Annotated in this window: 16 protein-coding genes; 6 read left to right on the forward strand and 10 right to left on the reverse strand. The window is 57.7% G+C overall.

The window, feature by feature from the left end:
• Window positions 1-52 precede the first annotated feature (52 nt).
• Window positions 53-886: an aminoglycoside phosphotransferase family protein gene (locus tag DK510_RS06265; RefSeq protein WP_160116469.1), complete on the forward strand. Its 834-nt coding sequence runs from the start codon at window positions 53-55 to the stop codon at window positions 884-886.
• Here DK510_RS06265 and DK510_RS06270 read toward each other — a convergent pair.
• The 3 genes from DK510_RS06270 to DK510_RS06280 all read right to left on the reverse strand — a co-directional run bounded on the left by DK510_RS06270 (window position 880) and on the right by DK510_RS06280 (window position 5,912).
• Complete coding sequence (locus DK510_RS06270; RefSeq protein WP_109311375.1) at window positions 880-3,366, reverse strand: penicillin-binding protein 1A; 2,487 nt, start codon at window positions 3,364-3,366, stop codon at window positions 880-882. The two genes, DK510_RS06265 and DK510_RS06270, sit on opposite strands and share 7 nt — an antisense overlap.
• Window positions 3,367-3,461: 95 nt before the next feature.
• Window positions 3,462-4,682: an N-acetylmuramoyl-L-alanine amidase gene (locus DK510_RS06275; protein WP_109311376.1), complete on the reverse strand. Its 1,221-nt coding sequence runs from the start codon at window positions 4,680-4,682 to the stop codon at window positions 3,462-3,464.
• Window positions 4,683-4,748: 66 nt separating this feature from the next.
• Window positions 4,749-5,912: a pyridoxal phosphate-dependent aminotransferase gene (locus DK510_RS06280; protein WP_109311377.1), complete on the reverse strand. Its 1,164-nt coding sequence runs from the start codon at window positions 5,910-5,912 to the stop codon at window positions 4,749-4,751.
• On the opposite strand from DK510_RS06280, the gene DK510_RS06285 reads away from it, so the two are divergent.
• The 3 genes from DK510_RS06285 (at window position 5,911) to DK510_RS06295 (ending at window position 9,180) form a co-directional block, all read left to right on the forward strand.
• The gene (locus DK510_RS06285; protein WP_109311378.1) at window positions 5,911-7,293 is read left to right on the forward strand and encodes a M48 family metalloprotease; all 1,383 of its coding nucleotides are present in this window, start codon (window positions 5,911-5,913) and stop codon (window positions 7,291-7,293) included. The genes DK510_RS06280 and DK510_RS06285 overlap by 2 nt on opposite strands.
• Entirely contained in the window at window positions 7,290-8,048 is a 759-nt protein-coding gene (locus tag DK510_RS06290) for a DsbA family protein (RefSeq protein WP_109311379.1), read from the forward strand. The genes DK510_RS06285 and DK510_RS06290 overlap by 4 nt, the downstream gene beginning before the upstream one ends.
• A gap of 61 nt (window positions 8,049-8,109) precedes the next feature.
• Window positions 8,110-9,180, forward strand: coding sequence for an agmatine deiminase family protein (locus DK510_RS06295; protein WP_109311380.1), 1,071 nt, complete (start codon window positions 8,110-8,112; stop codon window positions 9,178-9,180).
• Between the two features lie 26 nt (window positions 9,181-9,206).
• On the opposite strand, the gene ispG is transcribed toward DK510_RS06295, so the two are convergent.
• The 3 genes from ispG to hemA form a co-directional block, all read right to left on the reverse strand.
• Window positions 9,207-10,328 carry a flavodoxin-dependent (E)-4-hydroxy-3-methylbut-2-enyl-diphosphate synthase gene (ispG, locus tag DK510_RS06300; RefSeq protein WP_109311381.1) on the reverse strand — a complete coding sequence of 374 codons (1,122 nt, stop codon included), beginning with the start codon at window positions 10,326-10,328 and terminating at the stop codon, window positions 9,207-9,209.
• A 71-nt stretch (window positions 10,329-10,399) separates the two neighbouring features.
• Window positions 10,400-11,614: a helix-turn-helix domain-containing protein gene (locus DK510_RS06305; RefSeq protein ID WP_109311382.1), complete on the reverse strand. Its 1,215-nt coding sequence runs from the start codon at window positions 11,612-11,614 to the stop codon at window positions 10,400-10,402.
• Between the two features lie 129 nt (window positions 11,615-11,743).
• A complete protein-coding gene (hemA, locus tag DK510_RS06310; protein WP_109311383.1) occupies window positions 11,744-12,967 on the reverse strand; it encodes a 5-aminolevulinate synthase in 1,224 nt (407 codons plus the stop codon).
• A gap of 334 nt (window positions 12,968-13,301) precedes the next feature.
• Here hemA and DK510_RS06315 point away from each other — a divergent pair, with 334 nt between their 5' ends.
• Complete coding sequence (locus DK510_RS06315) at window positions 13,302-14,687, forward strand: dipeptidase (protein WP_109311384.1); 1,386 nt, start codon at window positions 13,302-13,304, stop codon at window positions 14,685-14,687.
• A 132-nt stretch (window positions 14,688-14,819) separates the two neighbouring features.
• Here DK510_RS06315 and lpdA read toward each other — a convergent pair whose 3' ends face one another.
• A complete protein-coding gene (gene lpdA, locus DK510_RS06320; RefSeq protein ID WP_058273982.1) occupies window positions 14,820-16,214 on the reverse strand; it encodes a dihydrolipoyl dehydrogenase in 1,395 nt (464 codons plus the stop codon).
• A gap of 216 nt (window positions 16,215-16,430) precedes the next feature.
• On the opposite strand from lpdA, the gene DK510_RS06325 reads away from it, so the two are divergent.
• On the forward strand, window positions 16,431-16,865 hold the full coding sequence (locus DK510_RS06325; RefSeq protein ID WP_109311385.1) for a hypothetical protein: 435 nt from the start codon (window positions 16,431-16,433) through the stop codon (window positions 16,863-16,865).
• On the opposite strand, the gene DK510_RS06330 is transcribed toward DK510_RS06325, so the two are convergent.
• The 3 genes from DK510_RS06330 to queA all read right to left on the reverse strand — a co-directional run bounded on the left by DK510_RS06330 (window position 16,862) and on the right by queA (window position 19,980).
• On the reverse strand, window positions 16,862-17,440 hold the full coding sequence (locus DK510_RS06330; protein WP_109311386.1) for a DUF924 family protein: 579 nt from the start codon (window positions 17,438-17,440) through the stop codon (window positions 16,862-16,864). The genes DK510_RS06325 and DK510_RS06330 overlap by 4 nt on opposite strands.
• A gap of 109 nt (window positions 17,441-17,549) precedes the next feature.
• Window positions 17,550-18,821: an MFS transporter gene (locus DK510_RS06335; RefSeq protein WP_109311387.1), complete on the reverse strand. Its 1,272-nt coding sequence runs from the start codon at window positions 18,819-18,821 to the stop codon at window positions 17,550-17,552.
• Window positions 18,822-18,933: 112 nt separating this feature from the next.
• The gene (gene queA, locus DK510_RS06340; protein ID WP_109311388.1) at window positions 18,934-19,980 is read right to left on the reverse strand and encodes a tRNA preQ1(34) S-adenosylmethionine ribosyltransferase-isomerase QueA; all 1,047 of its coding nucleotides are present in this window, start codon (window positions 19,978-19,980) and stop codon (window positions 18,934-18,936) included.
• Window position 19,981 lies beyond the last annotated feature (1 nt).

Here is a 19,981-nt window from a genome sequence, read left to right on the forward strand (position 1 = left end):
AGGCCTGCGTGATAGCAAGAGGCGCGGGCCACCACAAGACGGGCGAGACGGAATGCAAAATGCGCTGAACGAGTTTCTGACCAGATGGGATTTGGAAGACCCTCAGCTCGTTGCGGATACCGGGCATGCACATGTGTGGAAGGTCCGAACTTTGGACAACACGCTTGCTGCCCTCAAGATCTATCGCCGCCCAAACCGTGGCAATGAAGCAGCTGGTCCGCACCTGATGCATCTGTGGCGTGGCCGGGGTGCTGTGCACATACTGGCCGAGGCCCCAAACGCCGTTTTGACGGAATGGCTTGAAGGGCCATCACTTGGGGATATCGCGCGGTCAGGTCGCCCGGATGAAGCAGTGCGCGGCCTGGCGACGGCAGCGGATCGACTGCACCAAAGTCCGACCATCAACACGACCGGGCTGAAACCGCTTCAGGAAGTCTTCGCGCCAATTTTAGATTGCCAATTCTCAGATGATTGCCCGACCCGGCTAAGGCGCGACATGATGCAAGCGATCAACATTGGCCGTCACCTTCTGGACACGCAGGATATGGTTGTTCCGCTGCACGGGGATCTGCATCATGACAACGTGATCGCAACACCCGCCGGGCCTCGGGTCTTTGACGCCAAGGGGTACATCGGCGATCCCGCTTTTGAGCTCGCCAATGCCCTACGCCACCCCAAAGGCATGCCAGAGTGGGTTCGCCGACCTGAACAGATTGAATCCGGCCTGGCGCTATACGCGACCGCCATGCGGGTTAAAAAAGGACGACTTGCCCAATGGGCTGCCGCAAAATGTGCTCTGTCGATCTTTTGGCGCGCAGATGGCACCGTCACAAATGACCCTGAAGAAGACCTGTTGAACCTTCTCCTGCAGGCAGCGGATCAGTAAAGACCGCCGCCCTGCAGATCACCCTGGCTGGCGTTGGGGCCAACAGTGATTGTGTTGCCGGTCGACGTGGTAACCTGACGGCCCGAGCTGGCCTCTTCGAACAGAGGCAGGTCGGAGCCCATCGCAAAGCCACCGTCATAGACACGGTCGATAAAGCCGTCGACGCCATCGCGGAAATATTCGGCCACGACATAGTCACCGGAAGCATCGGCAGGCAGGCGCGCGCCACTAAAGCGGTCGATCTTGATGAAGTGGCCGCCTTCGGGCACATCAAACGGACCACCGCCGTATTTCTCGACGGCTTTCTCCATGAAGCTCTGGAACACTGGCCCGCACAACGTACCCCCATAGGCCCCCCGCCCCATCGGACGCGGGCGGTCATAACCGATATAGCAACCAGCAACGATGTTCGAGGTGAAGCCGATGAACCACGCATCCTTGGATTCGTTCGTCGTACCCGTTTTACCCGCAGTCGGCACCGGCAGATTGACGACACTAGACGCGGTCCCGCGATCCACCACACCTTTCATCATCGACGTCAACTGATAGGCGGTGATCGCGTCCATGACCTGAGAGCGATTGGTTTCGATGGTGGGCGACTCGTCCGGCTCAATCCAGGCCGAGTTACAATCCAAGCACTGACGGTCATCATGGCGATAGATCGTCTTGCCGAACCGATCCTGAATACGGTCAACCAGAGTGGGCTCCACCCGCTCACCGCCATTTGCGAACATCGCATAGGCAGCGACCATTTTGTAAAGCGTGGTTTCTTCCGACCCCAGCGAGTTCGCTAGGAACGCGCCCATACGGTCATAGACACCAAACCGTTCCGCGTAGCCAGCGACAACAGGCATGGTCACCTCTTGCGCCAGACGAATGGTCATCAGGTTCCGAGACTGTTCGATCCCAGTGCGCAGCGGCGTTGGGCCGTAGAATTTGTTCGACGAGTTCTTGGGTCGCCACAGACCTTGGGGGGTGTTCACCTCAATCGGGGCATCCACAACGATGGTCGCGGGGCTATAACCGCTGTCCAGCGCAGCCGCGTAGACGAAAGGCTTAAAGCTGGAACCCGGTTGGCGCTGCGCCTGTGTGGCGCGGTTAAACACCGAATCCTGATAGGAGAACCCGCCCTGCATCGCCAGAACACGGCCCGAGTTCACGTCCATTGCAACAAAGCCACCCTGCACTTCAGGCACCTGACGTGCAGACCATTGGCCCTCTTCCCCGGCCATCACCAGAATGACGTCGCCACGCTTGAAGTTCGCGGCGAAATCACCCTGCATCCATTTGATATCGGAACGTGGGATGATGCCGTCGGCGGGGCCGTCCTCGATCCCCACGGTTAGCTGCTGTTCACCGACGTTCATCACAACTGCCGGATACCACTGCGTCGGAAGCACAACGTCACGGGGGATCTCTATGATGGCCAACGCTTCGCGCCACTGAGTTTCATCGGTCAGTTTTTCTTCCGCAATAACCTCACCTGTCCCGCGCCATTTCCCGCGCGAGCGGTCGTATTTTTGCAGTGCAGTACGCAGGGCCTTGGCAGCCTCAAGTTGCATTTCTTCGTCAACCGAGGCGCGGACAGCAAAGCCGCCGGTAAAGAACTCACCCTCGCCGAAATCGTCGCTGAGCTGACGGCGTATCTCGTCGGTGAAATAGTCACGCGGCGGCAGCGCGGTGCGGAAGCTTTCGAAATCGCCATTCTGAACCGAGCGGAGGGGCATTTCGACTTCGACCTCATAGTTCGCCTGATCGATATACCCATTCTGGTTCATCTCGCGCAAAACATAGTCCCGACGTGCAAGCAGACGCTCTTTTTGCCGAACCGGATGATAGTCCGACGGCGCCTTCGGCATCGCGGCCAATGTCGCGGCCTCGTGCGGCTCCAGCTCTTGCAGGGTCTTGTTGAAATAGGTCTGTGCGGCGGCGGTCACACCATAAGAGTTCTGACCCAGAAAGATCTCGTTCATGTAAAGTTCGAGGATCTGTTCCTTGTCCAGCGTATCCTCAAGCCGAGTAGCGAGGATGATTTCCTTGATTTTCCGCTCGGCGCGGCGGTCGCCGGACAGCAGGAAATTCTTCATCACCTGCTGTGTAATGGTCGATGCACCGCGAACGGTTTCACCCTTGGACTTCACCGCCTCAACACCAGCGGCAATGATACCGCGCGGATCGTAACCCTGATGGGTGTAGAAATTCTTGTCTTCCGCCGAGATAAACGCCTGCTTCACCAGATCGGGAATCTCTTCGGACGGTGTGAACAGGCGACGTTCCTGCGCGAACTCGTCGATTAACTGGCCTTCGCCCGAATAGATTCGGCTGATCGTGGGCGGTTTGTACTGCGCCAACGATTCATGGCTGGGCAGGTCGCGCCCATACATCCAGAAGATCGCGCCGACGACCAGCGCGGCCATGAAGATACCCAATGTCACGAGGCTGAAGATCGCCCCGAAAATCGAAAGAATGAAACGGATCACGTTACTGCCTTTTACTCGCGGTGACGCCTATATAGTGATGGCCCGGCGCAGGGTCAAAACACGATGGCCAATAATAGCCGGTTTACGTCGCAGGGTCACTGACCAATCAAGGATCTTTTGATCAGGTCGTCCTGCCGCCATTTCTTAAGACCATCGACAATGCCCTGCGCCATTCCACCGCGCCATTCCGGGTTCCTGATATTCTGCAGGTCCCGGGGACTGGATAGAAACCCAAGCTCGACCAAAACCGAAGGAATATCCGCTGCCTTGAGAACCGAGAAGGACGCTGTGCGGATCGGCCTGCGGTTCATCGGGCCGCCCTGTTGTGTCATGCCATCTGCCAACGCACGGGCCAGCGCATCAGTTCGGGGCTTGGTTTCCTGCCGCGCGATATCCAGCAGAATATCGGCCACCTGGTCATCCGCACCGCTCAGATCGATCCCCGAGATCAGGTCACCGCGGTCATGACGTTCCGCCAGCTTGTCACTGGCCACATCAGATGCTTCGTCCGACAAAGTATATACTGCGGCACCATGCGCCCGCCCTTCAGACAGGATATCTGCATGCAATGAGATAAACACATCGGCACCGGCCCTATGCGCCAGCGCGATGCGCCGTTCGAGCGAGACGAATTGGTCATCAACCCGCGTCATCACCACTTCGAACCCTCCGGTCCGCAATAAACGCTCGCGAAGCTCGCGCGCGAAGGTCAGCATCAGGGTCTTTTCGTCCAATCCGTCGGCCTCGGCCCCCGGGTCAATACCGCCATGGCCGGGGTCAAGCATGACCCGCAACGCGCCTGCCCCGCCCTGGCGCGGCCGGGTCGCTGTCACCGCGGGTTCGGGCAAATCCCAACCTTGTTGACGGGGTGCGCCTGCGCCAGCGGCGAATGAATCGAATTCGGTTCCTTGCAGAAGCAGCGACAGTTGCGCGCCTCCAGCCGTTTGATCAATTTTCATTTCGGCGCGGTCGACGGCCAAAGGCGCGCCAAGCTCCAGAACCATCCGAGACCACCCGGGAACATACGCGCCGAACTGAACACCGCTGATACGATCGGTTTGCAGAAGCGCTTCGCGGTCAAGCCCGGTCCAGTCAACCTCTTGAAAATCAAGTACCATGCGATAGGGATCTTGCAATGTGAATACGCGGTAAGGGACGCCCTGGCTGAGGCCCAGATCGACCCTCACCCCTGCGCGACCTTCGTCCACAATGCGACTGTCATCCGGCAAGACGCGCGCAAGCGCGCTGAAGTCATGCGCGACTGCGGCAGTCGACAGCGCCCAAAACAGCGCAATGGTGTAAATGATCCTGCTCATGGCCTCAAGTTTTCCCGAGATCGTTTGTCTGGCACCCTATCGCATCCGGGGCCCGTTGTGAACGGCTCAGGCCTGTTCCGTGATCGCACCGCGATCCGCCATAAAGCGGTGCAGGCGCTGCAGACCCTCTTCGATGTCCGCCGTCGATCGCGCGTATGAGAACCGCAGCGTCGTATGACCGCGCAGCGGGTCGAAATCCAGCCCCGGCGTGACGGCTACCCCGGCCTTTTCTAACACCTCGGCCGCAAAGGCCCGGCTGTCGTCGGTCAGGTCCGAGACGTCGGCATAGACATAAAACGCCCCATCTGGCGGCGCGATATTGGTGAAACCGGCCTTGGGCAGCCCGTCCAGCATCAATTGGCGGTTGCGGCGATAAACATCCAGATTGGCCTGCAATTCATTGTTGCAGTCCATTGCCGCCAGCGCAGCCACTTGGCTGGCGTGCGGCGCACAGATGAACATGTTCTGAGCGATCCGCTCAACCACCCTCACCTGATCTTCGGGAACCACCATCCAGCCAACGCGCCAGCCGGTCATCGAGAAATACTTGGAAAACGAGTTGATCACATAGCAGTCATCAGTCAGCTCCAGCGCGGTGACGGCTTTGGCCTCATATTCCAGCCCATGGTAAATCTCATCACTGATGAACGAAGCGCCCTGCCCCTGCGCGGCGTCAATAAGCGCGCCCATCGCTTTGTGATCCAACATCGTGCCCGTGGGGTTCGCGGGCGATGCAACCATCAGGCCCTGCAGGTCGAGCCCTGCGAAATCGGATGATACGGGTTGCAGCCGGTTCTCAGGTGCAGTGGGCAGATCGACAGGAACCAGACCTAACGCTTTCAGAATCTGCCGGTAAGACGGATAGCCCGGCGCGCCGATACCCACGCGGTCGCCGCTATCAAACAAGGCAGTGAAAGCCAGCAGAAACCCGCCGGACGACCCCGGTGTAACCACGACGCGGTCGGGGTTGAGATCGACGTTATACCACTCACCATACAGATGTGCGATCCGTTGCCGCAGCGCGGGCAGACCCAAAGCCACGGTATAGCCCAGCGGGCCTTGGTCCATTTCTTTGGCCAAGGCCTGAACGGCCCCCTTGGGCGCGCCCGTTCCCGGCTGGCCGACCTCCATATGGATGATGTGCCGTCCGGCCTCTTCGGCGCGGCGTGCGGCCTCCATCACGTCCATCACGATGAAGGGATCGACCCCGGATCGGGTTGAGTTTCTCATGCCCATCTCCCATGTTGCAGCCATGGCTTTTGAACGCTTATCCAGGCTGGCGTCAATCCCGGCCCTGTTGCTGATTGCAGTGACATGGATGAGCAGCGCGTTTCAGTCCAGCGCTCAAAGCCTGATCCGCGACCCCGATATCGAGCACGGGTTGCGCGAACTGGCCTTTCCCATTCTGCGGGCCGCGGGGCTAAACACCAATCGGGTAAAAATTCTGGTCGTCAATGACAGCACATTCAACGCATTTGTCATTGATTACAAAGCGATATACGTAAATTACGGGCTAATCCTGACCGTTGAAAGCCCTGAGATGCTGCAAGCCGTGATCGCGCATGAGGCGGCTCATATCGCCAACGGCCATCTGGCCAGACGGGTTGAAAACATGCGCGCCGCACAGCGGAAAGCCCAGCTGGGCACTGCGCTGGCCCTGATCGCCGCAGCCGCAGGTGGTGGCGAGGCCGCCGCGGGAATCGCCGCCGGCACATCCGCGTCTGCCCTGCGTAGTTTTCTTGGGCACACACGGGCAGAAGAGGCATCGGCCGATCGCAGTTCGGCCAGCTACCTGCGCGCGGCGGGGATTTCACCCAACGGGATGGTTGCCCTGCACCAAAAGTTTGCAGGTCAGGAGTTGCTGAACACCGCCAACCAAGACCCCTATATGCGATCCCACCCCACCAGCCGCGAACGGCTGCGCGCCGCTGAGGCGTTTGTGGGAGAGTTCAGCGATCATGCGTCACCAAACCCCAACACCGACTACTGGTTCGCGCGGGTCAAGGGCAAGCTATCGGCCTTCCTGCGTTCGCCGGGCTGGACCTTACGCCGGTTAAAAGAGGAAAGCGCGCAGGACATACGCCTGATGCGCGAAGCTGCCGCCCACCATCAGAACCGCGATCTGGCGCGCGCAAGGACAGCGATCGACGGCGCGCTGGAAATCCGGCCCGATGATCCGTTCTTTTATGAATTAAAAGGGCAGATTCTATTGGAAAACAGAAAGTTGCCCGACGCAATTAAAGCTTATGGACAGGCGGTTGAGATGTCTCCGAATGATCCATTGATTCTGGCGGGGTACGGGCGCGCCTTGCTGGCAGATGGGCAGACGACCGACGCCCTCAAGGTGCTTGAAAAGGCGCGCGCGCGGGACTATCGCAATGCACGACTGATGCAGGATCTTGGAATGGCTTATGCCAAGGTCGGAAATAACGGCATGGCCTCGGCTGTGACCGCAGAACGCTATGCCCTGCAAGGCCGCCTGGTCGACGCAGGCATTCACGCAAAACGCGCCGTCGGGCAATTGCCCGAAGGTTCACCTGGTTGGCAACGGGCACAGGATGTGTTGATTGCCTCGGAACGATCGAAGAAAAAGAAAAGGAACCGGAAATGATCCTCAGACATGCTGCACCCGCCCTTCTGGGGCTTTCCCTGATCACCGGCCCCGCGCAGGCCCTGGACCTGAGCACCATGAGCGATGCCGAACGCGAACAGTTCGGTGTGCAGGTGCGCGAGTACCTTCTGGAAAACCCCGAAGTGATCATCGAAGCAATCAACATTCTTGAACAGCGTAACGCTGTGGCCGAAGCTTCCGCTGACAAGGAACTGGTCGCCGCCAATGCGGACGAGCTGTTCAACGACGGCTATAGCTGGGTTGGCGGCAACCCGCATGGCGACATCACTCTGGTCGAATTCATGGATTACCGCTGCGGCTACTGTCGCCGCGCCGTGCCCGAGGTCGCGAGCCTGTTGGCCGAAGATGGCAACATCCGCCTTGTGATCAAGGAATTCCCGATCCTGGGCGACGCTTCGGTCCTGTCTTCGCGCTTTGCGGTCGCAACCAAACATGTGGCTGGCGCCGACGCCTACAAACAGGTCCATGACGCGCTGATGGAATTTGGTGGAGAGCCTTCCGAAGTCTCCCTGCGCCGTATCTCGGATGGCCTCGGCCTGGACAGCGATGCGATCATTTCGGCCATGGACAGCGAGCAGGTTACGGATGAAATCGGTCAGACCCGTGCGCTGGCGCAGCGTATGCAGATTTCAGGAACACCTTCATTTGTTCTGGGCACCGAAATGCTGCGTGGGTTCCTGCCAGCGGATCAGATGAAGCAGATTGTGGACGGTGTGCGCGCAGATCAGGGTTGATGAACAAAGAGCACCTCTCGCTGAGGTGCTCTTCACCCAACAGCCTATTGGGGTTTTCACAATGAAGCGTAGGGAAGTTCTGCTGTCCGGCGGAGCGATTGGGTTAATGAGTGTCACACAGCAACCCTTTGCCCAAGCTGGCTTGGGCTATTTTGTTCCCGCGGAAGAAACACGACACCAACGCACTTTCATGCAGTGGCCGGTAAGCAGCAATGTGTATCCAGATGCCCACTTGCGTGATCTGGTGCAGCAAACGATCGCTGATATTGCCAATGCGATATCGCCATTTGAACCGGTGACGATGCTGGCTGCTGCCGAACACCATTCGGCAGCAAGTGAAAAACTTTCGACGGAAGTTGAATTGTGGGACGTCCCAACCGAAGACCTTTGGTGCCGGGATTCCGGACCGATCTTTTTAATCTCAGACGGCGGGGACATGGCGATCCGCAAAATCCAGTTCAATGGCTGGGGTAAGAAACAAGCACACAAACAGGATGCTCGTGTCGCTGGTCGCGTTGCTGAACGACTGGGCCTGCCACTTCTTCCGTCCGGCCTGAACGGTGAAGGTGGAAGTGTTGAGCAAGACGGGCACGGCCTGCTCATTGCGCATGAAAGCTCATGGGTGAATGACAATCGCAACCCTGGCCAGTCCCGTAACGAGATCGAAGCCAAACTTTTGGCCGCCTACGGAGCAAACCGCATGATTTGGTCCGAGGGTGTTTGGGGCGAAGACATCACCGATTACCACATCGACAGTCTGGCACGCTTTACTGGACCGGGTCGTGTTCTGGTCAACCTTCCAGACGAACCTGATTTTCAGGACCCCTTCCATCTTGCTGCGTTGGACACCCATGACCGATTGGTCGCGGAAGGCTTACAAGTAGACGTCATTCCGGAACCGGTCAGAAGGCGGGTCAACGATCCAGAGTTCGTGGCGTCCTATGCAAACTACTATGTTTGCAATGGCGCGGTCATCATGGCTCAATTCGGTGACAACGAAACCGACACCATCGCGCGCGAGGCCCTGTCCCGGCATTACCCGGGGCGCGAAGTTGTAGCACTAAACGTCGATATTTTAGGCGAATTTGGTGGCGGTATTCACTGCGCAACGCAACAAATGCCCGCCGTCTAACAAGACCCGAGGGTTAGTGATATCAACTATTCAGCCGCCTCAGCCACGGCGTCCAGTTCCGCAGCCTTCTTCTCGACCTCATCGACGATGTGGTCGATCATCTGGTCGTTCGACATCTTGTGGCTGGCCTTGCCCGCCAAATAAACCATGCCCGATCCAGCGCCGCCGCCGGTGAAGCCTACATCGGTCATCAGCGCCTCACCCGGCCCGTTCACCACACAACCGATGATCGACAGGCTCATCGGTGTTTTGATGTGTTCCAAACGCTGTTCCAGCGCCTCGACCGTTTTGATCACGTCGAATCCCTGCCGCGCGCAGGAGGGGCACGAGATGATGTTCACGCCGCGATGGCGCAGGCCCAGAGATTTCAGAATCTCGAAGCCCACCTTTACTTCTTCGACCGGGTCAGCGGACAGGCTGACGCGGATCGTGTCACCAATCCCCATCCACAGCAAATTGCCCAGCCCGATGGCGGATTTGATGGTGCCTGACACCAGCCCGCCCGCCTCGGTGATGCCAAGGTGGATCGGCGCATCCGTGGTCTCGGCAATGCCCTGATAGGCCGCTGCGGACAGAAAGACGTCGCTGGCCTTCACGCTGATCTTGAATTCGTGAAAGTCGTTGTCCTGCAGGATGCGAATATGCTCCAACCCGCTTTCCACCATCGCCTCGGGGCACGGCTCGCCATACTTCTCAAGCAGGTGCTTTTCCAGGCTACCGGCGTTCACCCCGATGCGGATCGAGCAATTATGGTCCTGCGCGGCCTTGATAACCTCTTTCACACGCTTTTCATCGCCGATATTGCCCGGGTTGATGCGCAGGCATGCGGCACCCGCTTCGGCAGCTTCGATACCGCGCCGATAGTGAAAGTGGATGTCGGCCACGATAGGAACCGGGCTTTCGCGCACGATCTCTTTCAGTGCTTTCGATGACGCCTCATCAGGGACGGAAATCCGCACGATATCGGCACCCGCCTCTGCTGCGGCCTGAACCTGCGCAATGGTCCCGGCAACATCCGTTGTCAGGGTGTTTGTCATCGTCTGGACAGCAATGGGTGCGTCGCCCCCGACCGGAACATTTCCAACCATAATTTGGCGGGATTTGCGGCGATAGATGTTGCGCCACGGGCGGACGTGATTAAGGGACATGAGGACGGGTCCAAAGCTGCCTGAGTTGCGTCTTTAAATAGTCCGCCTACCCGGCCACCGCAATGGCCAGATCACTCAGCCGGCGTTTCAGGTACTTCCGCCTGAAGTTCGGCAACCAATTGTTTGAGGGCGCTGTTCTGTTCGGATTCCAGATCGGCGATCTCATAGCGTTCTGCGACCGCGTCCTTGGACAGCAGAACCCCTTTGGTCACTGTACCCGGCGCGCCGACAGGCCCGAAGTGTTCACCATTCATCGAAAAATAAACGGAACCCGAAGCCCCTGCACGCAGTTGCGGTGGTTCTTCGGTCAGCGGAATTTCGAATGTATTGCCCTGCTCGACCGTGCCCAATGTGCCTTCAAACAGAACGCTTCCATCGGCGGCGCGAATACGCATCCACGATGGCGCAACGGCCACAATTTTCAGTGCGGTATCAACCTGTTCAACAACCTGCGGCAATGCGAGGCGTTCAACTGTGTGCACTTCGGCCACTTCGATCCGGGGTGCCTCTGGCGGGCGGAACGTTCCGACTGTGCGAGGGTCCAATGTGGCAATCGGCGCGTCACGTGCCACAAGAACCGGAACATCCAGCGCCTGTGGGCGATAAAGACGATCCAGCGCTTCGGGGGTCGGTGCTGTGGATTCTGCTGCTTCGGCAAGTTCTACCGGTGCGCGGGCTGCATCCAACGGGTCGAGATCGGACAGAACCACCGGGGCCTGTTCAACCGGGCTCACCTGAACCTGTTGGATTTTGTTCAGAACCGCCCAACCGCCATAGCCAATGCCACCAATCACCGCCAGCAGGACCAGAGACGAGCCAATGGCGCGGGGCTCAATCTGGCTGACCAGAGTTTCCCTGCCTGGGATGTAGGGTGTATTCGGCGAGATGAACGGATCGCGCCCCATCGGGCCCCGCGCGGGCAACCCGCCGGATGGTTTGCGAACAACCGAAGCCTCGGCTGACATACCATGGGCCACTTCGAACCCGCTTTCGGCGCAGAACGTGGCAAAGGTATCATCCGGGTTCATGCCCAGATAGCGTGCATAAGAACGCACATACCCGGCGATGAAGCCGGGTGTGTCAAACGCATCGGGATCAGCGTCTTCGATTGCAGCTATGTAGTTGGCTTTGATCCGCAGTTCGCGTTGAACATCCAGAAGAGACTTACCCATGGTCGCGCGTTCGCCGCGCATCCTGTCGCCAAGCCGTACCTCATAGTCGTCAAAGCCCTTCGGCCTGACGTCCGTGTTTTCTTCGGAATCGCGCTGTGATCTGCGCCCAATCATCCCTGCTGCCCCATTCTGCCTTGCGCGTGTTACACGCCAACGGCGAATCGCCTACGTAACGATTCGTGCGTCTCTTTTGTTAGCGTAAGCTTAACACGCGACAAACGCATTGCACACTTTGGCGTGAGGTTAACCTGCAAGTTCGGCGCGATTTAGCGCACAATGTGACCAAAGTTCGTCCATCGCATGGATCAGCCGGTTCATTTCACCCGGTCCGTGGATCGGTGACGGGGTAAAGCGCAGGCGTTCCGTACCGCGCGGCACGGTCGGAAAGTTGATCGGCTGGACGTAAATTCCATGGTCATCCAGCAGTCTGTCACTCAGGATTTTGGTGTGCACCGGGTTGCCGACGATCACAGGTACGATGTGGCTGCCATGATCGATTAACGGCAGGCCCATCCCTTTCAGGCGTAGCTTAAGCACCTTGGCCTGTGTCTGATGCTGCTCTCGCAACTCTGACGCACCTTTCAGATATGCCACCGAAGCGGCAGCACCGGCGGCAACGGCCGGCGGAAGCGACGTCGTGAAGATGAAGCCCGGCGCGTAAGAACGCACAGCGTCACACATTTTTTCACTGGCGGCGATATAGCCCCCCATCACGCCATAGGCCTTGGCAAGTGTTCCGTTGATGATGTCGATGCGATGCGCCAAACGATCGCGTTCGGTCACGCCACCACCGCGCGGACCGTACATGCCAACCGCGTGAACCTCGTCGATGTAGGTCAGCGCGCCAAATTCATCTGCCAGGTCGCAAATCTCTTCGATCGGGCCGAAATCACCGTCCATCGAATAGACCGATTCGAACGCGATCAGCTTGGGCGCGGTCGGATCGTCGGCCTCAAGCAGTTCGCGCAGATGCGCGACATCGTTATGGCGGAAGATACGCTTGTCGCCGCCATTGCGGCGCACGCCTTCGATCATCGAAGCATGGTTCAGTGCATCGGAATAAATGATCAGACCGGGGAATAGTTTCGGCAAAGTGCTGAGCGTCGCGTCATTCGCGATATACGCGCTGGTGAACAGCAACGCTGCCTCTTTGCCATGCAGATCGGCCAGCTCAGCCTCAAGCTGCTTGTGATAGACCGTGGTGCCCGAGATGTTACGCGTTCCGCCCGAACCCGCACCAGCAGCATCAACCGCATCATGCATTGCATTCAGAACAACCGGGTTCTGGCCCATACCCAAATAGTCGTTTCCACACCACACGGTGATATTCTGCTGCGAGCCGTCCGGACACGTCCGTACAGCATGCGGGAAATGACCCTTCTGGCGTTCGATATCAATAAAGGTCCGATAACGGCCTTCGTCATGCAGCCTGGCAATCGCTGAATCGAGCTGAGCAGTATAGTCCACCAGTTTCTCCTTCTGTGCCCGACATAGACGTGCTGTTTGCCGAACCCGTTATTTCCCCGGATGACGGATCAAGCCGTCCCCGCGGTTTGCTTCCCCTTGACTGTCTTGCCTAGCGGCATTGTCAGAGTCGCAGCATTGATCTGTATCAATTATCCCTGTTCACGCTCCCCGACAAGTAAAGTTACGGCCATAAGACGCGAGGAAACGACGCAGGCGATAACCCTGCCACACATTCTGTTTCCGACAGTATACTGCAAATCCTGCCGATACGCACTGGACGGCGCCGCCGGTGCTGATAGGTTCCGCAGCAGTTCACGCCATTCAGGAGAAGCTCATGTCGCTAGACGCTGTTCTGAGCAGGATCGACACCGATCTGTCCACGTCCATCGACCGATTGATGGAATTTCTGCGCATCCCGTCGATCTCAACCGACCCAGCCTATAAAGAGCAGGTCGATCAGGCCGCCGACTGGCTGGTCGCCGACCTGCAAAGCATAGGCATTGCGGCCGAAAAACGCGAAACCCCCGGCCATCCGATGGTCGTTGGCCATGTGGGCGAGGACAACGACGGCCCGCACGTTCTGTTTTACGGCCACTATGACGTGCAACCTGTTGATCCGCTGGAGCTTTGGAATCGCGACCCGTTTGATCCAGCACTAGAAGAATCCGAAAACGGAAAGGTGATCCGTGGCCGAGGCTCGTCGGATGACAAAGGCCAGTTGATGACCTTTGTTGAGGCCTGCCGCGCATGGAAAGCGATCCACGGCACCCTACCCTGCCGCATCACGTTCTTCTTCGAAGGAGAAGAGGAATCCGGATCACCTTCATTGGTACCGTTCCTCGAAGCCAATAAGGACGAATTGAAAGCCGATCTTGCGCTGGTATGCGACACCTCGATGGTTTCACGCGGCGTGCCTTCCATCGCCTCGCAACTACGCGGCATGCTCAAGGATGAGTTCACCATCGTCGGTCCCCGCATCGATCTGCATTCCGGTCACTACGGTGGCCCGGGCCTGAACCCGCTGCGTGAGTTGTCGAAGATCGTCGCCTCGTTCTACGACGACGAAACCGGTCGCGTGGCCGTTGACGGGTTTTACGAAGGTGTACACGAAGTGCCCGTAGAGCAGCTCCGCCAATGGGAAAATTGCGGTTTTGATGAGGCGGAATACCTGAGTTCTGTCGGTTACTCGCAACCGCATGGAGAAAAGGGCTATTCCACGCTGGAACAGCAATGGGCACGTCCAACGCTGGAAGTGAACGGCCTGTGGGGCGGCTATAACGGTGCAGGTTCGAAAACCGTGATCCCGTCCGAAGCGCACTGCAAGATCACCTGCCGGCTGGTCGGCGACATGGACCCCGATGCCCTGCGTGACAAAGTCCGCAAACATGTCGAAGATCGCCTGTCGCCCGACGCGAAAGTTGTCTGGGACAACGATCTCGAAGGGGCTCCGGCATCGGTGATGAACCTTGATCGCCCCGAATTTGAGGCCGCGCGCGGCGCATTGTCGGATGAATGGAACCGCGAGGCTGTCTTTACCGGTATGGGGGGATCGATACCGGTGGTTGGATATTTTGACTCGGTTCTCGGACTGGACTCGATGCTCGTCGGCTATGCCAATGACGACGACGCCATCCACTCACCGAACGAAAAGTATGACGTGAAAAGTTTCCACAAGGGCATTCGTTCATGGGCGCGCATACTGGACGCATTGAATAAATAAGATAATTGCGTGGCTCTGCCTCGTGCTCCGTGATATTTTTAGCCAGATGAAGGAAGGATCCTTCATTCATCTGGCCTCTAAATATCCCGGGGGAGACGCCCGGCACGGGCGGCGGGGGCAGAGCCCCCATCCCTACATGTGGATCACGCGCCCGTAGGCATCCAACACGCTTTCGTGCATCATTTCCGACAGAGTCGGGTGTGGGAAGACAGTGTTCATCAGGTCTTCCTCGGTGGTCTCCAATTGCCGTCCCACTACGTAGCCTTGAATCAACTCAGTAACTTCCGCGCCGATCATATGTGCCCCTAGCAATTCACCTGTCTTGGCGTCGAAAATCGTTTTGATCAGGCCCTCGGGTTCACCCAACGCAATGGCTTTGCCGTTGCCGATAAACGGGAACTTTCCAACCTTGATGTCATAGCCAAGCTCTTTCGCCTTGGCTTCGGTGTACCCAACCGATGCGACCTGAGGCTGACAGTAGGTGCAGCCGGCGATGCTTTCGGGTTTCACTGGATGAGCGTGTTTACCAGCAATCAATTCCGCGACCATAACACCTTCATGGCTGGCTTTATGCGCCAGCCAGGGCGCGCCTGCGATATCACCAATTGCGTAAAGTCCGTCGACACCCGTACGGCAGAATTCATCCGTGACGACATGGGTGCGGTCAATCTTGACGCCCAAGGCCTCTAGCCCAAGGTTTTCGACATTGCCGACAATCCCTACAGCCGAGATCACGGTGTCAAAATCGTGCTTTTCGACCTTGCCTTTAACCTCAATATGCGCCGTGACCTTACCCTTGGCGCGGTCCAGTTGCTTGACCATCGCCTTTTCCATGATGGTCATGCCTTGTTTGGTAAAGGCCTTCTTGGCCAGCGCGCTGATTTCTGCGTCCTCGACCGGCAGGACCCGGTCCATAACCTCGACCACGGTCGTGTCTGCGCCCAGTGTATTATAGAAGCTGGCGAATTCGATTCCGATTGCGCCAGACCCGATCACCAACAGCTTTTTTGGCATCCGCGGCGGCTGGAGTGCGTGCTTGTAGGTCCAAACAAGATCGCCATCCGCTTCCAATCCGGGCAGTTCCCGCGCCCGCGCACCGGTGGCCAGAACGATGTTCTTGGCGGTCAGTTCCTCGGTACCCTTGTCGGTTTTGACAGTGACCTTGCCTTTTGCAGGGATCGTTGCCGCGCCCATGACGACGGTCACTTTGTTCTTTTTCAACAAATGACCGATGCCGCCCGACAACTGCGCCGCAACGCCGCGTGAACGCTTGACGACCGCATCCAGATCAAAACCAATCTTGTCAGCGCTCAGGCCAAAATCTTTGGCCCGCTCCATCAGATGGAACACTTCGGACGTTCGCAGCAGCGCCTTGGTCGGGATACAGCCCCAGTTCAGGCAGATACCGCCCAAATGCTCGCGTTCGACCACGGCGGTCTTCAGGCCCAGCTGAGCCGCACGGATAGCGGCCACGTAGCCACCGGGACCGGCGCCAATTACGATCAGATCAAAAGATTGTGCTGCCATGTTTCCCTCTCGGCGCAGGTCGATTCAGAAATTAGTTCACCATTAAACTAATCTCCTGAATGCATCAACATATTGCTCCCGCGACAAAACAGACGCAGGGTAAACTGGCGCGGTATGCGCTGTTTTCAGCCTATACCGCGCGTGAACCTATGGCTAGAAGATACGCACCGGGCCTGTCCGGACTTTGTGAAACCCAAGTCATTCGAAAGGCTTACCATGGCCAAAACGCTTAAAGATCTGTTGCTCGCCGTGCTGAATGCAACGCTTATCCTGATTGCACTATGCCTGTTTCTGGGGTGGAAGCTGGCTTCTACAGTCGACGACATTACCGTCAAGTTTGCCGAGAAGGTCCAGATCGTAGCGCCCCTGAAGGGAGACGTTCAAGGGATACGCGGTGAACTGACGGCATTGCGCAGCGACCTGTCATCCCTTCAGCTTAGCGGAACAGCAGCCGATAGTGCCACCGCCCGAAAACTGTCTGAAGCTTTGGAAAAGCTGAATGATTTAGAGAATAACCTGCAAGCGGCGCAGGCGAGAATAGCCGAGTTGACCGAAGCCCCGGACCAGTTAATTAACACTGCAATTGAAAATTCGGCCGACATTGTTGCCGACCGGATCATTGCAATCCGAGGCTGCGAGCCGGCGTCCTAGCCGGCTGTCTGAAGCTCGCGCACGGTCGCGCCATATCCGCCCATGTCGACATAGGCGGCCTCGTGCTCGGTCATTGGGCGCGAGAGAGCGTCGTTGCGGTATGGGAACCGACCGAACTTGCGGATCACTTCGCGATGCGCCCTTGCGTGCAACAGGTTGCCGTCGTCGCCATTGGTCATGTTTTGACACATCAGGCGCACACAGCGTTCCTGGTCACACAGGTTTTCCGAATGCATCAATGGAAGATAAAAGAACTGGCGGGCCGGTTCGTCGATCTTCATATCCCACCCTTTGTCCACCGCACATTTCGCTGCTGACAACGCCGCGCGGTCTGAGGCGAAGGCCTCAGCGCTTCCTCGGAACATGTTGCGTGGAAACTGATCCATCAGGATGATGTACGCCAATGCACCGCTGGGATAGGTCAGCCAGAGAGAGAACTTGCCTTCACTCGCAGCCTGCCATGTGGTCAGGAACCTTTCGCGGATTTCTGCATCCAATGCGTCATCCTGCAGATACCAACCCTTGGGACCAACCTCATCTAACCAAAAACTCAATACATCTTCAGGACTTGCCATGCCCTTAACTCCGTCGTGTTTCCCCCCCAAGGGACTTAAATTCATTTAAGTGTGTTTTATAGAATTGTAACAGTAAATTATTGCAACACTTGCGACATAAATTCGTGTTCTAGGCAACATCTTGCGTTTCCTGCTCGGCTTCTGCGGCCTCAATGGCCACCTCCTGCGCCAATTCCATCACAACCGGAGACGCCGTTGGATAGAGCGGCGACATGGTGCCTGTTTCGTCGACCGGGATCGCCGCGCGCTGGGTCATACGGTAAAGCGCATAGCCCGCCATAACGACCAGCAGTATTGCGATGAAAAGGAAAAAGCCCGGAGGTCCAAAGACCGCATCCCCCATGAGCCAACCGGTGATCAACGGGCCCGCAATGGCCCCCATGCCGTTGATGAATAAAAGACCCCCTGACGCTGCGGCCATGTCTTCGTGTTCCAGAAAGTCATTAGCGTGCGCAATCAGCAGTGAATACAGAGGGTTCGACATACCGCCGATCACAAAGGCCGCGCCCAGCAGGATTGGAAACGTCACACCGAACACCAAGCCCACAACTGCCGCGCAGCTGCCGACCCCTGCAACAAGCATAATCAGGAATCGGCGATCCATGCGGTCGGACATCCATCCCAATGGATACTGCAAGATCAGAGCACCGATATAGAATGCGGCAATAAAAGTCGAAATCTCGACCAGCGTCAGACCCGCGCGGGCACCGTATACCGACGCCATCCCGAACTGTGCAGAGAAAACGCCGCCCAGAAGAAACATGCCAACACAGCCCAAGGGCGAATATCCGAACAATTCGCGCAAAGTCATCGGTTTGGTTGTGTCAAACGCAGGTGTCGGTGAGATCGACAAGAGAATGGGCGCAAAAGAGACCGAAACCAGTATGGAGGCGATTACAAAGGTATCGAACCCGGCCGGATCGCCCAAAAGAACCAAACCTTGTGCGCTGATGATGCCTGTCATCTGGAAGATCATGTAAAGAGACAGCGCCTGCCCACGGTTCTCGTTGCTGGCTGCATTGTTGAGCCAGCTTTCCGCAGTGACGTACACTCCGGAGAAACAGAACCCGATCACGACACGGCCCAGAATCCAGATAACCGGGTCGGTCATCAACGGATACATGATCATCACAGCAGAAATGAACGATGCCAGCGCTGCAAAGACCCGCACATGTCCGACACGTCGGATCATTTCGGGTGCAAGGCGTGATCCACCCAGGAAACCGACGAAATAGGCCGACATCACGAATGACATCTGAAGGGTCGAAAACCCCTCGATCTCGCCCCGGACACCCAGAATTGTCCCCTGAAGGCCGTTTCCGACCATCAACAGGCCCATACCAAGCAATAGCGCCCATGCGCTGGAAAGGACCTGAATCATTGGGGCCTCCGAAAAATTCCGACCTAGACTGTGACACCGTTTTGCAATCAAAAACGGCTTTGGTCATGCTTGTCTACGACATTGAAAAGATTCGATCCCGACAACACGTCCCTTACGTGATCAAAAGCGACGCATCCCCGTAAGAGAAGAACCGGTATTTCTGTTCAATCGCATGCGCGTACACCTTCCGCATTCGCTCCTGCCCCATCAGGGCCGACACCAGCATCAACAAGGTGGATTTCGGCAGGTGGAAATTGGTCATCAACGCGTCGGTCACGTGGAACTGAAAGCCGGGATATATGAAGATATCGGTCTCACCTTCCCATGGTTCGATCTGGCCTGACCGGCTGGCGCTTTCGATCAGACGCAGCGCGGTAGTCCCCACCGGGATGACCCTGCCCCCTGCGGCTTTGGTCTCGCGGATCTCTTGCGCGGCGGTGGCGCTGACACTGCCCCATTCGGCGTGCATCTTGTGGGTCGTCACGTCCTCAACCTTGACCGGCAGAAACGTTCCCGCGCCCACATGCAGCGTGACATGAGTGACTGCGACACCGCGCGCGCCCAGCGCCTGCATCAACGCCTCATCAAAGTGCAGCGACGCCGTCGGGGCGGCAACTGCACCGGAATTGCGGGCCCAGATTGTCTGATAGTCCGTCTTGTCCTGCTCATCCGCAGGCCGCTTGGCGGCGATGTAGGGCGGCAGAGGCATTGCACCGGCCCGTTCCAACGCAGCATCAAAATCGTCGCCCGACAGATTGAACCGCAGATAGGCTTGCCCGTCCTCAACCCGCTCCAACGTGGCGCTCAGATGATCCGAGAACTGAACGTCTTCGCCCAGCTTCACTTTCTTCAGCGGTTTGATCAGGGCCGCCCATGTGCCATCAGCCTGCGGGTCCAGCAAAGTCGCCTCGATTGCGGCAGACACCGGTCCTTGTGCACTGTTGCGATGGCGCCGTCCGTTCAGACGCGCGGGGATGACGCGCGTGTCGTTTAGCACCAATCTGTCACCCGGCTGCAACCAGTCGGTTAGATCAAAAACATGCGCATCCGAGATCGCGTCACCTTCGGCCACCAACAGGCGCGCGGATGAGCGCGGGCTGGCGGGACGTGTGGCAATCCGGTCTTCGGGCAGATGGAAGTCAAAATCGCTGAGTTTCATA

Source organism: Ruegeria sp. AU67 (assembly GCF_900312795.1).
Taxonomy (GTDB): Bacteria; Pseudomonadota; Alphaproteobacteria; order Rhodobacterales; family Rhodobacteraceae; genus Ruegeria; species Ruegeria atlantica.